Genomic DNA, 21,165 nt, shown 5'->3' with positions numbered 1-21,165 from the left:
CACAGCCACCCTCGTGGTCATGACGGAGCCGAGCGCTAGCGAGGCGCGGTCATGAGCACGGTGCTGTTCCGCGAAGTGCCGGTTTCCAGTCCGGTGCACAGCCTCTGGGCCGGAACCAAGATCATCGGGGCGTTCCTGATCAGTGTGGTGCTGATGTTCCTCCCGTCCTGGCCGGTACTCGGCTTGATGGTCGTATTCCTGATCGCGATCGGCGTGCTCGCCCGACTGCCGCTGAGCACACTGCCGCGTCTGCCGTGGTGGTTCTGGGCGGCGATCGGCATCGGCGCCCTGCTCAATGTGCCGGTGGGCGGTGACGCCGTGCTGCGCTACACCAATGTCACCGTCTTCGGCCTGGTCCTGCTGGCCTCCTCGTTCCTGATCGCCTGGACCACCCCGATGGGCGATATCGCCCCCGCGCTGGCCAAACTGGGCTCCCCACTGCGCAGATTCCGCGTGCCCGTGGACGAATGGGCCGTGGTCATCGCGCTGACATTGCGCGGCCTGCCGCTGCTGATGGACGAGATCCGGGTGCTGCGGGCGGCGCGCCGGCTGCGCCCGAAGGATGGCCTGCTCACTCGCGCCGCCGATAATCCGCTCGTCGATATCCTCACCGCCGCCATGGCGGTATCCAGCCGCCGGGCAACCGAACTGGGTGAGGCCATCACCGCGCGCGGCGGCACCGGCCAGCTCACCGCCCACCCGAGCGCCCCCGGACGCAATGACGCGATCGCGCTGACGATTGTCATCGCGGTCTGCCTCGGCGCGGTCGTCCTCGATCTGCTCACCTGATCGGCGATACTGGCCCCTGTGCCGGACCAAGACGACGATGTGCCTGCCTGGCAACACAAGACGGAGGGTGAATCGCGGTGGGCCGCGACGCTCGCCGTACTGGTGATCGTGGTGTTGCAGGTCGTGCCGAAGGGACTCCGGCAGCAGCCCGCCTGGCTGGTGCTGCCCGTACTCGAGGTCCTGTTGCTCGGTGTGCTGGTGGTGGCGAATCCGTTCCGGCTCAACCGGGAAGAGCGTTGGCTGCGCAACGGCGGCCTCCTGTTGACCGGGTTGCTGAGTCTGGCCACGGCAGTTTCGGCGGGGCAACTGGTGTTCCAACTGATCGATGGGACTTTCACCGCGGCCAGCCAACTGCTCCGCTCGGGCGGTGCGGTCTGGTTGACCAATGTGGTGGTATTCGGACTCTGGTACTGGGAGTTCGATCGAGGCGGCCCCGCAGCCCGCGCGCATGCGCGAAAGCCTTTGCCGGACTTCCTGTTCGTGCAGATGCAGAGTCCGGACCTGGCCGAACCCGACTGGGAGCCACAGTTTCTGGACTATCTGTATCTAGCGTTCACCAATGCGACGGCGTTCAGCCCGACCGATGTGATGCCGATGTCGCGGTGGGCGAAGGCGACGATGATGCTGCAATCGGCGATCTCCTTGGTGCTGGTGATATTGGTGATCGCCCGCGCCATCAATGTTCTGTAGCGGCCCGCGTCCTGACTGAATAGCCAAGAGCTATAAATAGATTCGTCATGTGAGCAACAACTGATACCCCGAAAATCAGTCCTCTAAACCTTTTTTACGGGGTACGGTGTCCTCGGAGTGCGTTATCTAGATCACATCGTGGCTCTGCACAGCGTCGGGGGGAGGATTTTTCGTGTGCGGAGCGTTGCTACGGCTTGCAAAAACTGATGAAGATTGGACCACCTGAATGATTCTCCGCAAGATAACTGCGGCAGCCGTGCCGATCGTCGCCGCTGTCGCGGTCGGCGCGGGCACCTCCTATGCACAGCCGGATGCCGCGCCCGTACCCGACATCGGGTACGAGGCAAAACTGGTGGGCGACAAGATCGTCACCACGCTGACCAACGGGTCCTTCCAGTTGTCCGCGAACACCGTGGATATCAAGGACATCGCGGGCAATACGGTGGTGACGCTGCCGCTGTCGTTCCGGCAGGACGGTCTGGAGTTCGCCATGCCGCACGAGATCAGCGACGCGGGCCGGGTGCTGGAGTTGACCGCGGTCAAGGACTACACGCAGGCGCGGCAGGCGGCCACGCCGATCGCGTCGCCGCGGGAGAATCTGCGCGCGCAGGACAACTTCCTGTCCCAGTTCGGCATTGCCACCGCCATCGGCGGCTTTCTCGGCACGGTGATCGGCGCACTGGTCGGGCTCACCGGCATCATCGGGGGGCCCACCGTCATCGCCAGCGTCATCGCGGGCGCGGGTATCGGCGGCATCATCGGCACCCTCGTGGTCGGCGGACCGGCACTGATCATCGCGGGCATCGATCTGCTCAACACCCTGACCGCCCCGTCCGGCACCACCAAATGGCAGGACGCGCCGGTCAAGTAGGACCGAGAACAAGCACTCCGAACGCGGCGCGCGGCGAATCCTCGTAGCGCGCCGCATCTTTCGTTTATCAGCCGTGGCAGCCGGGAGCCACCGAGACACCCGCGAAGCGATCGGCAAGGAACCCCATCGCACCTGGCGCTTCACCGACGGCGGTCACATTGTGTCCGGGCAGCGCCGAATGCACGGAGGTGAGATCGGCACCCGCTGCGCAGTATCGCCCGACCAGATCGGTGAAGCCCGCGACCGGGATCACATCGTCGGTCGTGCTGTGGTACAGGTACATCGGCATGACCGGTGCACTGCCGCCCAACTCCTGGCGGTCGGTCGCGTCCCGAAAGACCGGATGGAACACCACATCCGGAACCGCCGTGAAATCGTCCACATGCGCATTGAAGTACTTGGCGACCAGATCCGGAGCACAGGCCGAGGCATCCTCGGCGAGGGCAACGCGGCCGCGTTCGTTGAGCAGTTCCGGCACACCGGAATTCGGCTCGTTCTTCGCGATCGCGATCAATGTGAGCATTGCCAGCCCCGCCTGCACGGTGCCATCGACACTATGGGCCATGGCTGTCCAATCCGCGGGCACCCCGCCCGAGGTGATCCCAGCGAACTGGATATCGGGCGCGTACTCCGGTTGTATCTGCGCCGCCCACAGCGTCGCGAAGGCACCGCCCGAATAGCCCCACGCCCCAATCGGGCTCGCCGGACCGACTCCGTCCGGTGCGAACGCGCGGGCCGCCCTGATGCCGTCGAGCACCGCACGACCGGAGTTGACGCCGTCCAGGAATCGGGAGTCCGGCCCCTCGTAATCACTTGCCACGACCGACCAGCCGCGGCGCAGCGCTTCGGCGATGAACGGTGTGTCGATATAGGTATTCGCGCCGCCGAGATCCCAGCCGCCCCGCAGCGCGTACGACGGCGCACACCGGGTGGCGAGGCTGTCCTCCGCGATCTGGTATGAGAGCAGCGGCCGCTGGCCAGGACCGAACCACGGCCAGTTGGGCACCAGAACGGTGGCCATCCCCGCGATCGGCGACCCATTCGCATCGTTGGTCCGGTATTGCACCTGCCAGGCCGAAACCGGAAGCGGAAGACCGTACAACGCGATCGAGCGCGTCCGCAGCACAGCACCGTCGAGCTGCGAAGCCAGATCGGCCGGTGCCGCGTAGAACGGGTCCTGATCCGGCGTCGGCAAGGCCCTGGCAACGGGTACAAATGCGAACGCCACGACCGCGAGAACGATAAGGATCGATATCGCACCGGATCTCCGGTTACCGCCCACGAATGGTGCAGACAAAATTTTCATCGGGGCCTCCAGTGTTCCGACGCGGCGCGACGCACAGTGCGCCGGGAACGCGTCGGCGCCGACTTCGCCCGGCCTCGAATGCCACCACCGTACTGCCTGATCAGAGGCCCAGCAATGGACACTGGCGGGCATCAGCGACGCCGTGCGTGTCCGATTTCCGACATGGCTACAGTTGGGGCGAAGCACGCCGCGGCGCGCTTCGAAAGTGGCTATCGCGCAACCGAATCACCGTCGGGCCGTACCCCGAATGTGATCGGTATCGAACAGGAGTGAGCTGACCATGCGGCATGGCAACGGACTGGACATTCCCGAAGGACTCGCCGATGTGTGTGCGCCGCACCGCATGGCGGTGATCGTCTACGACATGCAGGTCGGTGTGCTGTCCCAACTGCCGGACGGTCCGGAGATCATCGAGCGGGTGGCGCGGGTGGTCGAAGCCGCGCGGCGCGGCGGCTATCCGATCATCTTCCTGCGGCATTTCTTCCTGCCGCGCCGCCTGAGTGGGACCTTCGCGCTGCGAATGGCGATGAGCTGGCAGCAGGTCGACAACGTCGACGACGTGAAGTTCATCCTGCAGCGCGACACCCCGGCCTTCGAACTGGTTCCGGAGCTGCGGCCGACGGCGGACGAGGTGATCTTCGACAAGACATCGATGTCGGCATTCGAGGGCACGCCATTGGCCGCGGTGCTGCGCGATCTCGGCATCGGCGCATACGCGATCGCGGGTGTCGCGCTGGAGATCGGCATCGCGCCGACGGTCACCCATTCGACCGACCTCGGCTTCGTGCCGGTGATCATCGGCGATGCCGTCGGCGGCCGGGATAAGGAGGCAATGGCGCGCGCCTACGACGATTTCGAATTCCAAGGGCACGCGATGGTCACCGACAGCGCGACCATCATTCCGTTGCTCGCCCGCGAACAGAGCTGACCGCGGGGAATGGCGGATCGGTACGCCCGGTCCGCCACGCCGTAGCGACTGCTTGCAGGTCGCTCGAAAGGGTCGGCGACTCAGTTGTCCTTGTGGACGGCCTTCTTGGCGGCATCCTGCGCGGCGTCGACCTGGCTCGCGAATTTGCCGTCGGTCTGCTTGTCGACGAGATCGCCCACCTTATCGATGGCCGTATCCACCTTGTCCGCATTCTGCTGGGCCAGGTCCAGCGCCTTGTTCGCCAGGTTCTTGAAATCCACCGCGCACTCCTCTTTTTCGAGCCGACACAACCGCAAACAAACGATACCGAGCGAACTCCCCGATGACCCGGCAAACCATCAGCGACCGCCGTCACATCTCGCCGAGCCAGGCCGGGTGCCAAAGCCGGCCGGTCTCGGTCCAGTTCATGAAGCGAACGGTTCCGCTGAGCTTTGGGGATACCCACACCGCGTCCTCGCGTTCCTCGGCGGTGAGGTCGTTGTCGAACGGGGTGGTCTTGCGCTCCAACTTGCCGAGCCTTTTGGCCAGGTCCCGCATGACCGGCTCGCTGAACCCGGTGCCGACCCGCCCCACGTAATACAGCCTGCCGTCGTGCGGAATGCCGACCAGTAGCGATTTGAAGTTGCGAGCGTCGCTGCGCCGCCAGCCACCGATCAGGACACGCTGAGTGCGCCAGTTGCGCTGCTTGACCCACGAATGTCCGCGCCTACCGGGCAGATACACCGAATCCTTGCGCTTGGCGACCACACCTTCCAGGCCCTGCTCCTGGCTGTAGCGCAGCGCTTCGGCGCCGGAGCCGTCCAGGCGCGGCGGCACCCGCAGTGACGGCGCGTTGGCGGCGATCGCTTCCAGTACCCGACGCCGATCCGAATACCGTTTGCGGATAAGGGAAGTCCCGTCCAGATACAGCACATCGAAGGCGACGAAGACCGCGCGCGCCGCATCGGCCTGCAGCAGACCGACATTGGCGACGCCGTGATCGTCGAACACCACGGCCTCGCCGTCGAGCACCACATTGTGTCCGGCCAACTCCTCGGCCAGCACCGCCATACCCGGATAGCGTTTGGTCACCACATTGCCCGCTCGACTGCGCAGAGTCAGTGTCCCGGAATCTATTTCGGCGATCAGCCGGAAGCCGTCCCATTTGGTTTCGAAGCACCACTCGACGTCATCGAGATCGGCGACCTCACCATGGGTGGCAAGCATCGGTTGCAGGCCGCGTGGAAAGGACGCGGGCCCGGCCGGTCTCGGCACGATGAACGCCGCCTCGGGGCCGACCGGACCACTGGACACCCGGTCCGCCTCTTCCTCGGCCGGATTCTGATCGCGCATGAGATGCATCAGCCACTGGGTGCCGTTGGTTCGGATCATCGCGTAGCGACCACGCAGCCGTTTGCCGTGGAAGGTGACGGTGACCTCGTCCTCGCGCCATTTCTCGGTGTCGTAGGTGCCGGAATCCCAGATGGTCATCTCCCCCGCACCGTACTGCCCCTTCGGTATCGCGCCGTGGAAGTCCAAGTACTCCAACGGATGATCCTCGGTATGCACGGCGAGCCGGTTCTGATCCGACGAGGTCGGCGGCCCCTTCGGGACGGCCCACGACACGAGGACGCCGTCGCGTTCGAGCCGCACATCCCAATGCAGCCGCCGTGCATGATGTTCCTGGACGACGAACCGATTATTCGCCCCCGGCGTAGGGGTTTCGGACGGCACCGGTTCCGGGGTCGCCGAGGCATCGCGCATCGATCGATATTTCATCAGCGCATCGCTGTTCGAACTGGACGGATCCAAGTCGGCGAGCAGATCGCCGTCATCGCGCCAGCGCGCGAGCACCTCGTCGAAGCGCAAGTGCCGCAGCTTCTTCCGGCTCTCCAGCTCCGCCCAGGTGCGCGGTGCGGCCGCATTCGGCTCGGTGCGGCCGCGCAGTGAATACGGTGCGATGGTGGTCTTGGAGGGATTGTTCTGGCTCCAGTCCAGGAAGACCTTTCCGCCGCGCGCCGATTTCGCCATCGTCGCGGTTACCAGATCCGGGTGCAGCTTTTCGAGATTCGTCGCCACCTGCTTGGCCACGGTGGATGCACCGCCCGGACTCAACTCCCGATCCAGCGGCACATAGATGTGAATTCCCTTGCTACCACTGGTAACCGGGAAGGCGTGCAGCCCGATCCCCTCGACCATCTCGCGCACCGCCAGCGCGACCCGCGCGCACTCGGCCAGCCCCGCACCCGGCCCCGGATCCAGATCGAAGACCAACCGGGTGGCGTAGCCGACCTTGTCACCGTCGAAACGCCATTGCGGCACATGGACTTCCAGCGCCGCCTGCTGTCCGATCCAGGCCAGTCCGGCCTCGGAATCGATGACCGGATAGACGACCTTGCGGCCGGAATGTTCGATGGTGTGGCGCTCCAGCCACGACGGTGCGTGCTCGGCGAGATTCTTTTCGAAGAAGGATGATTCGTCGACCCCGTTGGGCCAGCGCTTCCGGGTGACCGGTCGCCCGGCGATATGCGGAAGCATCGCGGGCGCGATGGCCGAGTAGTAGGCGATGACCTCACCCTTGGTGGTTCCGGTCGCCGGATACAGCACCTTGTCGAGGTTGCTCAGCTCAACCTCGATGCCCGGCCGGCCCGGGCTGCCACCGAATTCCCGGCGGGTCACCATAAATGAAGTTTAGGGGCGGGGACCGACAGATATCGGTCCCCGCCACAGATCAGGCCTGCGGCTGTCCCGGCTCTTCGGGCTCGGGAGCAGGCTTGGGGGCAGGTGGGACGGGCGGCTCCTCCGGCGCGGCCGCCGACGGCTTCGGTGCGGACTTGTCCGACGGCACCGCCTTCTTGGCGGCATCCTGCACCTTGCCGATCTTGTCGGAGTATTTGTGGCCGGTCTTCTCGTCGATGAACCCACCGGCCTTGTCGACCGCATCGTGAATTTTGTCGGCGTTCTCGGCTGCCGCCTCCCTACCCTTGCCGACCAGGCCTTTCAGGGTGTCCACGAGACTCATGCCTGCATTCCTTCCTGTCGACGAACCTAGGTATTCACCCAATATCCTCCCACCAGGAATCCCGGCTCGGCAGGTCATTGGGGTCGATGCGCTGGCCGGGCATCGGCACCGCCACCGCGGTACCGGCCGCCCGTGCCGCCGCGACCATCCGGCGTACCGGCTCCGACCACCCGTGGAAGGCCAGGTTGAAGGTCGCCCAGTGGATGGGCACCAGCAGTCCGTGTCCCGGATCGCCGACGCCGAGGTCGGCATGTGCGCGAACCGCCTCCTCCGGGTTCATGTGGACGTCCGGCCAGGCCTCGTCGTAGGCGCCGATCGGCAGGAGCGTCAGATCGAACGGTCCGAGCGCGGTGCCCGCCTCCGCGAAAGCCTTGGTGTATCCGGTATCACCGCCGAAGTAGACCCGCCGCGTCGGGCCGATGATGGACCAGGACGCCCACAGTGTGGTGTTGCGCACCAGGCCGCGTCCGGAGAAGTGCCGCGCCTCGGTACAGGTGAGCACCAGATCCGTGCCGTCGCGCTCACGCCCGAGCGAGGCGAGGGAAACCGAACCACCCCAATCCAATTCGACGATCCGATGTTCGGGCACACCCCAGTGCCGCAGATGTGCGCCGATACCGATCGGCACCAGGAAAGGCGCGGCCTGTCCGACCACCAGCTGACGGATCGTCGCCTTGTCCAGATGGTCGTAGTGATCGTGCGAGATCAGCACCGCATCCACCTGGGGCAGTTCCGCCAGCGGCGTCGGCACCGGATGCAGCCGGGCCGGACCGACCAGCGCGGACGGCGAAACCCGTTCGCTCCAAACCGGATCGGTGAGAATCCGGTATCCGTCGACCTCGATGAGCGCCGACGCGTGCCCGTACCAGGTGACAGCGAGATCGGCGACCTCGGTCGGCACCTCGGGGGTGGCCAGCGGAACCGCATTGCGCGGACGACCGGCATTACGCCGGGTCAGCGCCGAAATCAGCAGGGACGGAGCGGCTCCCGAGACGAACTGGGTACTCGGCTCGGTGTTGTGGAACTGCCGATTGCGATAGCTCACCGCGCCGGTGGCGTAGGGCTGAATGGCATTGATGGAGGCGCCGATCGCCGACGGAATGTCCCAGACCGCGCGCACCACCCAGGTGACGCCGAGTGCACCGGCGGCAATGCCCGCTATCTTCTTCAGATTCATCATCGCCCCACGAATTTCGCCGCGCGCTTCTCTGCCCTGGCCAGCCGCCCCTCCTGGGCGTCCTGACTTGTCCACGCCGCCTCCAGCGCCGCACGCTGCTGCGTGCTCTCCGGATCCCGGGTGCCGTCATCGTTGAGCTCCAACTTCATATGCCGCAGCGACAGCGGAGCCAGCTGGGCAATCGATTTGGCCCAGGCCTGTGCGTCGGCCAGCGTGCCGAGTCGGTTGGCGAAGCCGAAGGAGTAGGCATCGGCGGCCGATACCGATTCCGCGCCGAGCAGAATGGTCCGCGCCGGGCCACCGCCGATCAGCGATGCCAGCCGCCGCACGGTCCAGCGGTCGACGGTGATGCCGAGCTTGGCAGCCGGAATGGCGATATAGGCGTCGGGTTCCATAACCCGCAGATCCGAGGCCAGCGCGATCTGCACGCCGGCGCCGAGCGCACCGCCGTTGATCGCCGCGATCACCGGGACCGGTACGGATTCGATGGTGTGCAGCATGTCGGGCAGGGCCGTCAGGAATTCCTCCGAATAGACCCCGGAAAGGTCCGCGCCCGCGCTGAAGAGGGATCCCCGGCCGGTGAGCACAATCACCCTGGCGTCCTCGGCCGCGGTCAACACTGCTTCACGGAGCCGCGTGACGAGTTCGATATTCAGCGCGTTACGCCGCTCCTCGCGCTGTAGTTCGATAGTGACGACATCGCCATCGCGGCTAACGTCGAGCATGCATACTCCCCAACTGACCGGTTCGACTGGTTACATCAACTCTGCCACAGGTGGCGGAACATACCGACCAAGCCGATACGATCTCGGTTTGTGCCGACAGACTTCCCCATCCTGGTGATCGGTGCTGGTCAGGCCGGGCTGTCGGCCGGTTACCACCTGCAGCGCCTCGGATTGCGCCCGGAACGGGACTTCCTCATCGTCGATCACGCACCGGGACCCGGCGGGGCCTGGCAGTTTCGGTGGCCATCGCTCACCCTGACCACCGTCAATCGAGTACACGACCTCCCTGGCATGTCCTTCGCCGAGACATTGCCCCCCGGTTCCGACGCCGTACCAGCGGCCACCGCGGTGCCGCGCTATTACGAGTTGTACGAGAAGCGATTCGATCTTCGGGTGCGCAGACCGGTCTCGGTGACCGTGGTCTGCGACCGCAATACCGACGGAACTCCCTGTGCCGCAGGGCCGGATCTCGCGGCGGGGCGGGGCGCGACGCTGAATGTCGAGACCGACACCGCGGGCACGATCCGGGTGCGTGGCCTGATCAATGGCACCGGCACCTGGGAACATCCCTTCATCCCGCACTATCCGGGTGCGGAGACCTTTGCCGGACGCCAACTGCACACTCACGACTACCGCACCGCCGACGAGTTCGCGGACAAGCATGTCGTGGTGGTCGGCGGCGGGGTGTCTGCCGTTCAGTTGTTGGACGAGATCTCGCAGGTCACCACCACCACCTGGGTGACTCGACGCGAGCCGGTATTCCGTGACGCACCGTTCGCCCAGGAGGACGGCCGCGCGGCCGTCGCCATCGTGGAGGATCGCGTGCGACACGGTCTGCCGCCGGGTTCTGTGGTATCGGTCACTGGATTGCGGCTCGACGATCGACTGCGCGCCGCACAAGCTCGCGGGTCACTGCAGCGGCATCCGATGTTCGCGAGCATCGAACCGGATGGAGTGCGCTGGCCCGACGGTTCGTTCCAGCATGCCGACGTGATCCTCTGGGCGACCGGATTCCGCAGCGCCCTGGACCATTTGGCCCCGCTACGCCTGCGCGGTCCAGGCGGCGGCATCACCATGGCCGGCCGCCTCGCCACGCAGGTAGCCGTCGACCCGCGCATCCACTTGATCGGCTACGGCCCATCCGCGAGCACCATCGGCGCCAACCGAGCCGGGCGCGCCGCCGCCCAAGAGCTGACGGCCCACCTCGGTCTGCGCTGACGTTCTAGAGGAGTCCGGCGGTGAAATCGGTCGGATCGGGGCCGATCCGGGCGCCCCTGTCGAGTGCGTTGATGGCGTTCATCTGGTCGCGGGTGAGTTCGAAACCGAAGACGTCCAAGTTGGCCGCGATGCGGGACGGCGTGACCGACTTCGGGATGACGACAATGCCCTGCTGGAGGTGCCAGCGGATGAGCACCTGGGCCGGGGTGCCGCCGACCTCTTCGGCGATGGCGACGATGGTGTGATCATCGAGCAGCGTGCCCTGCCCGAGCGGGCTCCACGCCTCGGTGGCAATGGCATTCGCATCGTGGAACGCGCGCAGCTCGCGCTGCGCGAGCCGGGGATGCAGTTCGACCTGGTTGACGGCCGGGATCTCGCCGGTCTCGCTGATGACCCGCTCCAGATCGGCGATGGTGAAATTCGACACACCGATCGAACGCACCCGGCCCTGCGCCTTCAGTGTCTGTAAGGCCTTGAACGATTCGACGAAGCGATCGGCCTGCGCCACCGGCCAGTGGATGAGATAGAGATCGAGATAGTCCAGCCCGAGCCGAGCCATGCTGGCATCGAAGGCGCGCAGCGTGGAGTCGTAGCCCTGATCGGAATTCCACAGCTTGGTGGTGAGATAGACCTCGTCGCGCGGCAGCCCGGATTCCCGGATGGCGCGGCCGGTGCCCTCCTCGTTGCCGTAGATCGCGGCCGTATCGATGCTGCGATAGCCCGCCTCCAGCGCGGCGGTGACGACCGGCTGGACGTCCTCCGGCGGTACTTGGAACACACCGAAGCCGAGCTGCGGGATCACGTTCCCGTCGTTCAGCACGATCGAGGGAATGGCGCTGGTCTCGCTTCTGAAGGTCACATTCCGACCGTAGAAGTGCCGCGCCGCGTCGTCAACGAGAACCCCTGGTGTGTTGACCACCGGTTTTCCGAACGGGGTCGCGTTTGTGCTGGTTACCAGGGGTCGTCAGGGCCGGCCGAGGCGGCGATAGCGGGTATGGCGGGAGGCGCGAATTTCGTCGAGCGGACGGGCGCGCAGCCCGGTGAGCTCTTCGGCGATGGCGGCGACCATGCGGCGGGCGAAGTCGACCGGTTCGTCGGCGGCGTCGGGAAATTCCGGGACGATCCGGTCGACGACACCATCGGCGAGCAGGTCGGTGGCGCGGATGCCCTGTGCGTCGGCCAGCTCGGGGGCATGGTCGGTATCTCGGTAGACGATGGCGCTCGCCCCTTCCGGCGGCAGCGGCGCGAGCCAGCCGTGGGTGGCGGCCAGGACGCGGTCGGCGGGCAGCAGGGCCAATGCGCCGCCGCCGGTGCCCTGACCGAGCAGGACCGAGACGGTCGGGGTATCGAGAGTCACCAGATCGGCTATGCAGCGGGCGATTTCGGGGGCGAGCCCACGCTCCTCGGCCTCCTTCGACAGTGCCGCACCGACCGTGTCGATCACCAGCACCAGCGGCAGCCGCAATTCCTGGGCCAGCGCCATACTGCGCCGGGCCTCGCGCAATGCGGCGGGGCCCATGGTGTGTTCGCCCTGCTGACCCGCGCGGTCGTGACCGAACACAATGCACGGCTGGCCACGAAAGCGGGCCAGCGCATGCACCATGGTGCGATCGGATTCGCCCTGGCCGGTGCCGCTGAGCGGAACCCGTTGCGTCACATGGCGTAACAGGTCACGGATACCGGGCCGACCTGGGCGGCGCGAGATCTGAACCGATTCCCAAGCCGGAACATCCGCGGCCGCCTTCGCCGTCCCATGCACCGGAGCGGCCCAACCAGGTTCCGCCGTAACAAGATCCGGCACACCACTGAGCACACTCAACGCACGATGCGCGATCCGGCGGAACACCGAAACCGGCAGCACGCCATCGATCACACCGCTGTGGTACAGATTCTCCGCGATCTGCACACCCTCCGGAAAATCCCTGCCGTACAACGCTTTATAGACACGTGGGCCGAGAAAGCCGATGAGTGCGCCGGGTTCGGCGAAGGTGATATGCCCCAGCGAACCCCAGGACGCGAAGACGCCGCCCATCGTGGGATTGCGCAGATAGGCCAGATACGGATGCCCGGCCGCCTTGTGCGCCGCGACCGCACCCGCGATCTGCACCATCTGCACGAAAGCGACTGTGCCCTCCTGCATTCTGGTACCGCCGGAGGTCGGCGACGCGATCAGGGGCAGGCCGAGTTCGGTGGCGCGCTCGACCGCCGAGACGATGCGCTCGGCCGCGGCCACCCCGATCGAACCCGCCAGAAATCCGAACTCGCAGGCGATTACGGCCACGCGTCGACCACGCAGCAGACCTTCGCCGGTCAGCACGGCTTCATCTGTGCCGGCCGCCAGCTCGGCCTTGCGCAGATCTTCGCGGTATCGCGGGGATGCGGCCACCGTCACCGGTGGCCGGTCCCAGCTGATAAACGAGTCCGAGTCGAGCAGTTGCCCGAGCAACTCCCGCGCCGAAATCCTCACCGAGCGAGCCTAGGGGATGGCAGCCGGCGGAGCCGGCGGGGTGGGTAAGGCTCAGCCACTCGATTCGGGGCCGACGCGACAGGCGCGAACGCTCAGTAGCCCTGCATGACCTTGCGTAGGGCGTACTCGGTGAGCGAGACCAGCGCCTGCTTGGCGGGTTCGCGCCGCCGGGCGTCGATGGACAGGATCGGCACATCCGCAGGCACCGCGAGGGCCTGACGGATGTCCTCGATCGGATACCGCGGTGCGTCGTCGAATTCGTTGAGCGCAACCAGGAACGGTAGATTGCGCGCTTCGAAGTAGTCGACGGCCGCGAAGCTGTCCTCGAGCCTGCGGGTGTCGACCAGCACCACGGCGCCGATGGCGCCGCGGATCAGGTCGTCCCACATGAACCAGAAGCGGTACTGGCCCGGCGTACCGAACAGGTACAGCACCAGATCGTCGGCGAGGCTGATCCGGCCGAAGTCCATCGCCACCGTGGTGGTCGACTTCATCGGAATACCGGTCAGATTGTCGATTCCGGTACTGGCATTGGTCACCAACGCCTCGGTGCGCAGCGGAACAATCTCCGAGACGGCACCCACCAACGTGGTCTTACCGACACCGAAGCCGCCAGCGACCACGATCTTTGCCGAAGTCGGTTTACTGGTGCGGGTATCGACCTGTGCCGTCGAATCAAATACGCCGGAGTCCACTGAGAACCCTTTCGATCAGCTCGCGACGTTCATCGTCGCTGGAATCGTCTTTCAAAGTCGCCGAAACTCGCACATGCCCGGCCTCGATGAGGTCGGCCACGAGCACGCGGGCCACCCCGATGGGGATACCCAAACGCGCCGCTACTTCAGCAACGGACGGCGATTCTCTGCACAACTCCACGATGGACGTCTCGATGTTGGTCAGTTCGAACTGCCGCTCCAGGGCGACCGGATGCGATGCGACAAGTGCCTCCAACGCCAACTCGACCGCGGGCCTGGTTCGGCCCGCAGTCAAGGAGTACGGGCGAACGAGACTCGGCTCGGCGCTCCCCATGCGGTGATCGTCTATGTCCATCCCACCATCAGGAACCCATCGTGACGCGTGGCGTGGCCTGTACCGTCTGGCCAACACGCTCGACCAACAGGGCCATTTCGTAGCCCACCTGGCCGATATCGCAGGAAGTATTTGTCAGCACCGCAAGATACGAGCCGTCGCCGACTGCCATGAGTAGCAGATAGCCGTGCTCCATCTCGACCACCGACTGCAGCACGGTGCCGCCTTCGAATAGATTCGAGACGCCTACCGAGAGGCTGGCCAGTCCGGCGGTAACGGCCGAGAGCTGTTCGGCACGGTCTACCGGCAACTGCGCGCTCGCCGCCATGAGTAGGCCGTCAGCCGAGACCAGGACGGCATGAGCTACGCCAGGAACCTCGTTGGCGAAGTTCGAAACCAGCCAATCCAGCTGACGATTCGTACCACCTAGATCGGGGTTCATCGGTCTCCTTTATCTCCGGTTAGGTTCATTGCCTTCATTGCGCGGCCATCCCGGACGCCCTGCTGGTGACGACTCAAGCTGGACCTGATCGTTTCTGGATCGCGACGCGGCGCGCGATCGGCGTTGCCGGTGACACCGCCGGGGACCAGCCTCCCGCCCGGATTGCGTTGAGGCAACCCGGCGGCCGTCTTTGTTTCGGCCTGGGCCTCGCTGGCGCGGCGGGCCGCCTGCCAGCCCTCGTCGCCGGGTGATTCGAAGGAGGCAGCAACTTGGGACCGGTCCTGGTTGGGATCCGATAGCCACGCCGACATCATTTCGGCGAAGATCGGTGTCCCGCCCATCACCGAATCAGAGTCGACCGCGGGCTGCAACCTGGTCTGGAAGAACGACGCCGCCTTCTCCGGATCGGGCTTGAAGCTGTGCCGGCCCGGATCGCGCGGTGCGGTCGTCGCCCCGCTCTCGGACATCGCGGGTGTCTCACTGCTGGCCGCGGGCTGGGCCGCACCGCGATCCCGTCGCGGCAGACCGACGCCCGGCGGAACTTCCTTGCGCGGCAGCACGGTCGCGCCCGGATCGCGCTGGGGCAGACCGGTAGCAGCCGACTCCCGCTGCGGCAGGCTGTCGCGGGAAGGTAGCAGACCGTCGCGCTGGGGCAGGCCGCTCGGCGTCCCGCCCGATTGACGCTGTGGCAGACCGTTCGGGGTCTCACGCTGCGGCAAACCGTTCGCGGGCGACTGACGCTGCGGCAGACCACCGGAAGCGGAATCCCGCTGCGGCAAGCCCGAACCGGTGTCCCGCTGCGGCAGGCCATTCGAGGCCGAATCGCGCTGCGGTAGACCGCCCGTGGGTTCCCGCTGCGGCAGACTGCTCAACGGATCACGCAACGGATCACGCTTCGGTGGACCACCAGTGCTCTCACGCTGCGGCAAACCACCGGTGGGTTCCCGCTGCGGCAAACCACCCAGAGCATCACGCTGCGGCAGACCACCGGAAGCGGAATCCCGCTGCGGCAAGCTCGAACCGGTGTCTCGCGGCGGGATACCGGTCAAACCGGACTCACGCTGCGGCAGACCATTCGATGCGGAATCGCGTTGCGGTAGACCGCCGGTGCTCTCACGCTTCGGCAAGCCACCGGCACTTTCGCGCTGCGGCAGACCACCGGTGGGTTCCCGCTGCGGCAGACCGCCCGTGGGTTCCCGCTGCGGCAGACTGCTCAACGGATCACGCAACGGATCACGCTTCGGCAGACCACCGGTGCTTTCGCGCTGCGGCAAACCGCCCGTGCTCTCCCGCTGTGGCAGACCACCGGTGGGTTCGCGCTGCGGCAGGCCACCAGTGCTCTCACGCTGCGGCAAACCATTCGGCGCTTCCCGCTGCGGCAGACCGCCCGCGGGCGACTGACGCTGCGGCAGACCGGTCGCACCCGGCTCCCGCTGTGGCAGGCCACCGGCGGCCGAATCCCGTTGCGGCAGACCGGTCGAACCAGGCTCACGCTGCGGCAATCCACCCGACGCATCACGCTGCGGCAGACCCGAACCGGTATCCCGCGGCGGCACGCCACCGGCACCCGGTTCGCGCTGCGGCAGACCGTTCAGCCCCGACGCACGCTGCGGCAGGCCGCCCGCGCCCTCGCGCGGCGGCGCACCGTTGCTGCCCGGCTGACGCTGCGGCAGACCACCGCTCGGCTGGCCGCCCTCCGGCACGCCATTCGTGCCGGGCTGACGCTGCGGCAGCCCACCCGAATTCAGATTCCGCGGCGGCAGACCACCACCGGAAACCGTCGGCTCGGCGCCCGGCCGACTCGGCGGCGGACCGCCCGGAGTGACATTGCGTCTCGGCAGATTCGCCGCGGCGAGCTTGCCGCGCTGCGGACCGCTCGGCGCCTGTCCGGCCGATGGGCGCAGGGTCGGATTCGGTTGCGCCGGCTCCTGACGCAGCCCCGAGGCGCCCGAGGACATGGTCGAGCCGGGCGAACGCTGCGGTAGCCCGCCCGCCGTCGGGATCGGACCACTGCCCGCAGCCGGTGCCGGACTGCTCGTCGGAATCGGTCCGCTCACACCGGGATCGACAGTGACCATGACGTTGCCGCCCGGCGTCCTGGTGATCGCGCGCATCTGCATCGACGCCGCGGCGGACTGCCGTTGCGGACCGGCCGCGGCGACCTGCGGTGTCGCCTGCGGCATCGCCGTGGTCTGGCCCTGTCCGAGCACGATCAGACCGGCCGGGACCTGCACGGTGACCGTGACGCCGGGATCGCGTGCGGTATCGAAGGTCGGGCGCAGGCGCACGGTGAGGCCGTGGCGCTCGGCCAATCGGCCGACCACGAAAAGACCCATGTGCCGCGCGGTGTCCGGACCCGGTTCGGCGGTCTGCTCGAGCCGCCGGTTGATATCGGCCATTTCGCTGGGCGGCATACCGATGCCGCGGTCCGCGACCTCGATGAGCATGCCCTGGTCGTGTCCCTGCGCGAAGGTGAACTTCACGTCGGTCTCCGGCGGCGACGCGCGTAGCGCGTTGTCCAACAGCTCGGCGAACAGGTGCGCCATATCCGAGGCGGCGGGCTCGACCAGCGAACCACGCGGTGTCGCACCCAGCTTCACGCGTTCGTAGTCCTCGACCTCGGAGATCGCCGCACGCAGCACGTCCGCGATCTCGACCGGCGCGGACTTGCTGCGCCGCTGCCGGGTACCGGCGAGGATCAGCAGGTTGTCGCCGTTACGGCGCATACGAGCCGCGAGATGGTCCAGCCGGAACAGGTTTTCCAGCAGGCGCGGATCCTTCTCGTCGTACTCCATCGCCTCGATCAGACTGAGCTGATGGTCGACGAGCGACTTGGAGCGCCGGGCCAGGGTCTCGAACATGTCGTTGACCTGGGCACGCATCTGCGCCTGGTCACTGGCCAAACGCAGCGCCTGACCGTGGATATCGTCGACGGCGCGGGCCAGCTGACCGATTTCCTCGTGGCTGCGGATCGGCATCGGCTCCAGCGGCACATCCTCGGGGGACGCGCCGTTACGCAGCTGGGCGACCTCGTGTGGCAGATCGCTCTCGGCCACGCGCAGCGCGGCCAGACGCAGCCGGTGCAGCGGCACGATCATCGAGCGCGCGACGAACACCGCGAGCAACAGCGCGGCGAGAATGGTCGCGATGACGACCGCGGTGTAGGTCCACGCGCCGGTATTGGCCGCGGACACCAGCGAACTCATCGCCGTGTCGATGTCCTTGGTGGACTTGGTGACCACGCGCTCGTAGACATCGAGGCTGCCGGTGAGCGAATTCTTCAGATCACCGACCGGGATCTTGCCGGCCTGCGCCTCCGGGCTGGTCAGCAGTGAGATCCGGTTATCGATACCGGCCCGCAGATCGGCTATCGAGGTATCGCCATCGGAAAAGCGGTGGGCGAGCACGTTGAGCATCGCCCGCTCGGTATTGGCCGCGGTGATCGCGCTCTGCACGCCCACCGCCGAACCGCGCAGCACCTCGGGGAATGCGGCGACCTCAGCGACCAGCGCGTAACGGGTGTTCAACGAGTCGACCAGCCGCAGCTTCGCCTGTTCGATCGCCTGATCACTGACCTGGCCGACGGTGGCTTCTACGATGTGCACACTGTCGTTGCGGACCTTGTCGATCGTCCCGATGACTTCGGCAGGGGTCTGCGTCGAGACGTTCTTGCCCTGGGCGCGCACCGCCTTGGCCTGGGTGATCATGTCTTCCAGCGCCGCGCGCGCGCCGGCGACACCATCGACCTTGCCGACCGACTGCTCGGCATCGGCGATGACCTTGTCGAGGTCGGCGAGGTTCTTGTCGGACACGATCGACACGTTCGGCATGATCGAAATCATCTGCGAACCGGCGGTCGTCGCCGTCTGCGCACTCAGCGCGGTGACGGCAGGGATCGCCTCGATGTTCTTCGCGGCAGCGTCCAGGCGGTTCGCCTCGGCGAACTCGGTGGTAATCCTGGACACGCCGAGCCCAACCGCGACTGCCAGCGGAACGGCCAGGACCGCCGTAACCTTCCAGCGCAGGTCCCAGTTGCCGAGCGCCCAGCGTTTGCTGCCGGACCTTGCGGCGTCACGCATCTCCCACTCACTTTCCAAACTGGCCCCAACCACGTGCCATCAGCGAACCTAGACAATCGCATGCTGGCTCGACAGGCAGAGCTGGCCGAGGAACTGCGGCTGGCCGAGAAATTGCGTCTACGACGGCCCAAATAAGTGACATCAGATTCTAACGGATCAATAACAGCTTGGGTGACGTTGAGTGTAGTTACGGGCCTTGACCTGCCGATAATTGACAAAACCAAAGGTCGCAGCACCCACCCGGGCGTCGCGTGAAGTCTGCCACAATCGTGCTGATCTATCGAGGCGGGCATCGAGGCGAGGCTAGGGAGTCACGGGATTGAGTGAGAACCAGGCGTACCGGCCGGTCTATCAGACCAGCTTGGTCGATCCCGCCGAGTTCTGGGCCGAGGCGGCCGAGGCGATCGATTGGGTGACCCCGCCGACCCACATCGTCGACACCACGGCCCGCTCGATGGCCAGATGGTTTCCGGACGCTCGCCTCAATACCTCCTTCAACGCCCTCGACCGGCATGTGCACGGCGGCGACACTCCGGACGAAGCGAGTCGGGCCGATCAGCCCGCCCTAATATACGACTCCGCTATGACCGACACCAGAGGCGTTTTCACCTACGCCGAACTACTCGCCGAGGTTGCCGAGTTCGCCGGTGCGATGGCACGTTTGGGTGTCGCCGCGGGTGACCGCGTGGTCATCTACCTGCCGATGATCCCCGAAGCGGTGATAGCCATGCTTGCCTGCGCCCGCATCGGCGCGGTGCATTCGGTGGTCTTCGGCGGCTTCGCCGCACCGGAGCTGGCAGCCCGCATCGATGATGCCGAACCTGTGTTGATAATCACTGCCTCGGGCGGACTGGAGCCGGGCCGAACGATCGATTACCCGCCGATCGTGTTGCACGCCCTCGACCTCGCCGAGACGAGCGCGCCGCGTCACGTGATCGTCAAGCAGCGACCGCAGTTTCCGACCATCCACTTCCCCGCGCCGCAGCCCGCCACCGAATCACTGCCGAGTTCCACCCAGACCGTCGCGGCGCAATGGCTCGATTGGGAAGACGCGGTGCGCGATGTGCAACCCGCCGATCCGGTTCCGGTCGCCGCGACCGATCCGCTCTATATCCTCTACACCTCCGGCACCACCGGGAAGCCCAAGGGCGTGGTCCGCGACAACGGCGGACATGCGGTCGCCCTGTCCTGGTCCATGCGCAATATCTACGACGTCGGTCCGGGCCAGGTGATGTGGGCCGCCTCGGATGTCGGCTGGGTCGTCGGACATTCGTACATCGTCTACGCGCCGCTGCTCGTCGGCGCGACAACGCTGCTCTACGAAGGCAAACCGGTCGGGACACCGGATGCGGGCGCGTACTGGCGGGTGGTCGCCGAGCACAACGTGCGGGTGCTGTTCACCGCGCCGACCGCGCTGCGCGCCATCCGCAAGGCCGATCCGGACGCCGCACTCGCCCACCGCCACGACCTGTCCTCGCTGCGCGCATTGTTCTGCGCCGGCGAGCGCTTGGATCCGGCCACCTACGAGTGGGCCAGCGAAACGCTGCTCGCCGATCGGCCCGACTGCCCGGTGGTCGACCACTGGTGGCAGACCGAGACCGGCTGGCCGATCTGCGCGAATCTGCTCGGCCTGCAGCAACTTCCGATCAAGGCGGGTTCGGCGTCGGTGCCGGTGCCCGGCTTCCGGCTGCGGGTGCTCGATGCCGAGGGCAATCCGGTCGCACCGGGCACCGAGGGCAATATCGTCATCGGCCTGCCACTACCGCCAGGGACACTAACCGGGCTATGGCGCGACGAAGCCCGCTTCCAACGCTCCTATATGTCGGCGTTTCCCGGCCACTACCTCACCGGCGACTCCGGATACTTCGATGATGACGGGTACCTCTACGTGCTCGGCCGCAGCGACGATGTGATCAATATGGCCGGCCACCGGCTGTCGGCGGGCAGCATCGAAGCCGCCATCGCAGGACACGAGGCCGTCGCCGAATGCGCGGTGATCGGCCTGCCCGACGAACTCAAGGGCCAGCGGCCGATCGCCTACGTGGTGCTCAAGTCCGGCGTCGAGATCGATCCGGACCGCCTGCGCGACGAACTGATCGCCCGGGTGCGCGAGCAGATCGGCGCGATCGCCACGCTGCACGACGCCGTCGTCGTCACCGCGCTGCCCAAAACCAGATCGGGCAAGATCCTGCGCAAGACGATCCGGCAGATCACCGCGGGCGATACCTATGAGGTGCCGTCCACCATCGAAGACGCCTCGGTGCTCGCCGCACTGGAGGTCCAGATCCGGGCCAGCCGCCCGCAGGAGCCCGGCCCGGAAGTCGTTGCACCCAACGGCGATCCGATTGTGCCGTCATAACTTTGCGATTGCATTTCGTTTCACCCCTTAGAGAATCCTCAGGGATAGTTCACACATGCGCCAGTGCGGGGCAATAGCGTCTAG

18 protein-coding genes are annotated in these 21,165 nt (G+C 66.3%); 6 read left to right on the top strand and 12 right to left on the bottom strand.

The features are described from left to right. Positions 1-51: 51 nt before the first annotated feature. From ACIBW7_RS31735 to ACIBW7_RS31725, 3 genes are all read left to right on the top strand, one after another. Positions 52-789 carry an energy-coupling factor transporter transmembrane component T family protein gene (locus tag ACIBW7_RS31735; protein ID WP_397052746.1) on the top strand — a complete coding sequence of 246 codons (738 nt, stop codon included), beginning with the start codon at positions 52-54 and terminating at the stop codon, positions 787-789. 18 nt (positions 790-807) lie between these two features. Then, positions 808-1,479, top strand: coding sequence for a hypothetical protein (locus tag ACIBW7_RS31730; RefSeq protein ID WP_397052744.1), 672 nt, complete (start codon positions 808-810; stop codon positions 1,477-1,479). Positions 1,480-1,705: 226 nt separating this feature from the next. Further along, positions 1,706-2,350, top strand: a complete 645-nt coding sequence (locus tag ACIBW7_RS31725; RefSeq protein WP_397052742.1) for an ammonium transporter — start codon at positions 1,706-1,708, stop codon at positions 2,348-2,350. 67 nt (positions 2,351-2,417) lie between these two features. Here the strand turns inward: ACIBW7_RS31725 and ACIBW7_RS31720 are convergent, their stop codons facing one another. Further along, entirely contained in the window at positions 2,418-3,578 is a 1,161-nt protein-coding gene (locus ACIBW7_RS31720) for a lipase family protein (RefSeq protein WP_397052739.1), read from the bottom strand. Positions 3,579-3,936: 358 nt separating this feature from the next. Between ACIBW7_RS31720 and ACIBW7_RS31715 the strand changes: the two genes are divergently transcribed. Further along, positions 3,937-4,584 carry a cysteine hydrolase family protein gene (locus ACIBW7_RS31715; RefSeq protein ID WP_397052737.1) on the top strand — a complete coding sequence of 216 codons (648 nt, stop codon included), beginning with the start codon at positions 3,937-3,939 and terminating at the stop codon, positions 4,582-4,584. An 80-nt stretch (positions 4,585-4,664) separates the two neighbouring features. Here the strand turns inward: ACIBW7_RS31715 and ACIBW7_RS31710 are convergent, their stop codons facing one another. The 5 genes from ACIBW7_RS31710 to ACIBW7_RS31690 all read right to left on the bottom strand — a co-directional run bounded on the left by ACIBW7_RS31710 (position 4,665) and on the right by ACIBW7_RS31690 (position 9,487). Next, positions 4,665-4,844 (bottom strand): antitoxin, encoded by a 180-nt coding sequence (locus tag ACIBW7_RS31710; RefSeq protein WP_397052735.1) that lies wholly within the window; start codon positions 4,842-4,844, stop codon positions 4,665-4,667. Between the two features lie 91 nt (positions 4,845-4,935). Continuing rightward, entirely contained in the window at positions 4,936-7,245 is a 2,310-nt protein-coding gene (locus tag ACIBW7_RS31705) for an ATP-dependent DNA ligase (RefSeq protein WP_397052732.1), read from the bottom strand. Positions 7,246-7,294: 49 nt separating this feature from the next. Further along, positions 7,295-7,585, bottom strand: a complete 291-nt coding sequence (locus ACIBW7_RS31700; protein WP_397052730.1) for an antitoxin — start codon at positions 7,583-7,585, stop codon at positions 7,295-7,297. Between the two features lie 34 nt (positions 7,586-7,619). After that, positions 7,620-8,765, bottom strand: coding sequence for an MBL fold metallo-hydrolase (locus tag ACIBW7_RS31695; protein WP_397052728.1), 1,146 nt, complete (start codon positions 8,763-8,765; stop codon positions 7,620-7,622). Next, the gene (locus ACIBW7_RS31690; RefSeq protein ID WP_397052726.1) at positions 8,762-9,487 is read right to left on the bottom strand and encodes an enoyl-CoA hydratase; all 726 of its coding nucleotides are present in this window, start codon (positions 9,485-9,487) and stop codon (positions 8,762-8,764) included. The genes ACIBW7_RS31695 and ACIBW7_RS31690 overlap by 4 nt, the downstream gene beginning before the upstream one ends. A gap of 90 nt (positions 9,488-9,577) precedes the next feature. Between ACIBW7_RS31690 and ACIBW7_RS31685 the strand changes: the two genes are divergently transcribed. Then, positions 9,578-10,705, top strand: coding sequence for an NAD(P)-binding domain-containing protein (locus tag ACIBW7_RS31685; protein WP_397052724.1), 1,128 nt, complete (start codon positions 9,578-9,580; stop codon positions 10,703-10,705). Between the two features lie 4 nt (positions 10,706-10,709). On the opposite strand, the gene ACIBW7_RS31680 is transcribed toward ACIBW7_RS31685, so the two are convergent. The 6 genes from ACIBW7_RS31680 to ACIBW7_RS31655 all read right to left on the bottom strand — a co-directional run bounded on the left by ACIBW7_RS31680 (position 10,710) and on the right by ACIBW7_RS31655 (position 18,722). Next, entirely contained in the window at positions 10,710-11,564 is an 855-nt protein-coding gene (locus tag ACIBW7_RS31680; RefSeq protein WP_397052721.1) for an aldo/keto reductase, read from the bottom strand. Positions 11,565-11,669: 105 nt separating this feature from the next. After that, the gene (locus ACIBW7_RS31675; RefSeq protein WP_397052719.1) at positions 11,670-13,172 is read right to left on the bottom strand and encodes a carboxyl transferase domain-containing protein; all 1,503 of its coding nucleotides are present in this window, start codon (positions 13,170-13,172) and stop codon (positions 11,670-11,672) included. A 92-nt stretch (positions 13,173-13,264) separates the two neighbouring features. After that, the gene (locus ACIBW7_RS31670) at positions 13,265-13,867 is read right to left on the bottom strand and encodes an ATP/GTP-binding protein (RefSeq protein WP_174414979.1); all 603 of its coding nucleotides are present in this window, start codon (positions 13,865-13,867) and stop codon (positions 13,265-13,267) included. Continuing rightward, entirely contained in the window at positions 13,848-14,222 is a 375-nt protein-coding gene (locus tag ACIBW7_RS31665; RefSeq protein ID WP_040686485.1) for a DUF742 domain-containing protein, read from the bottom strand. Before ACIBW7_RS31665 ends, ACIBW7_RS31670 begins: the two co-directional genes overlap by 20 nt. A gap of 7 nt (positions 14,223-14,229) precedes the next feature. After that, on the bottom strand, positions 14,230-14,643 hold the full coding sequence (locus ACIBW7_RS31660; RefSeq protein WP_011207200.1) for a roadblock/LC7 domain-containing protein: 414 nt from the start codon (positions 14,641-14,643) through the stop codon (positions 14,230-14,232). Further along, a complete protein-coding gene (locus ACIBW7_RS31655) occupies positions 14,640-18,722 on the bottom strand; it encodes an ATP-binding protein (RefSeq protein WP_397052716.1) in 4,083 nt (1,360 codons plus the stop codon). Before ACIBW7_RS31655 ends, ACIBW7_RS31660 begins: the two co-directional genes overlap by 4 nt. Positions 18,723-19,041: 319 nt before the next feature. On the opposite strand from ACIBW7_RS31655, the gene ACIBW7_RS31650 reads away from it, so the two are divergent. Further along, a complete protein-coding gene (locus tag ACIBW7_RS31650; RefSeq protein ID WP_397052714.1) occupies positions 19,042-21,081 on the top strand; it encodes an AMP-binding protein in 2,040 nt (679 codons plus the stop codon). Positions 21,082-21,165 lie beyond the last annotated feature (84 nt).

It is taken from the genome of Nocardia sp. NPDC049526 (assembly GCF_044465765.1).
In the GTDB taxonomy this organism is placed as follows: domain Bacteria; phylum Actinomycetota; class Actinomycetes; order Mycobacteriales; family Mycobacteriaceae; genus Nocardia.
The sequence above is the reverse complement of the archived record's forward strand: the minus strand, read 5'-3'. Positions and strand labels throughout refer to the sequence as shown.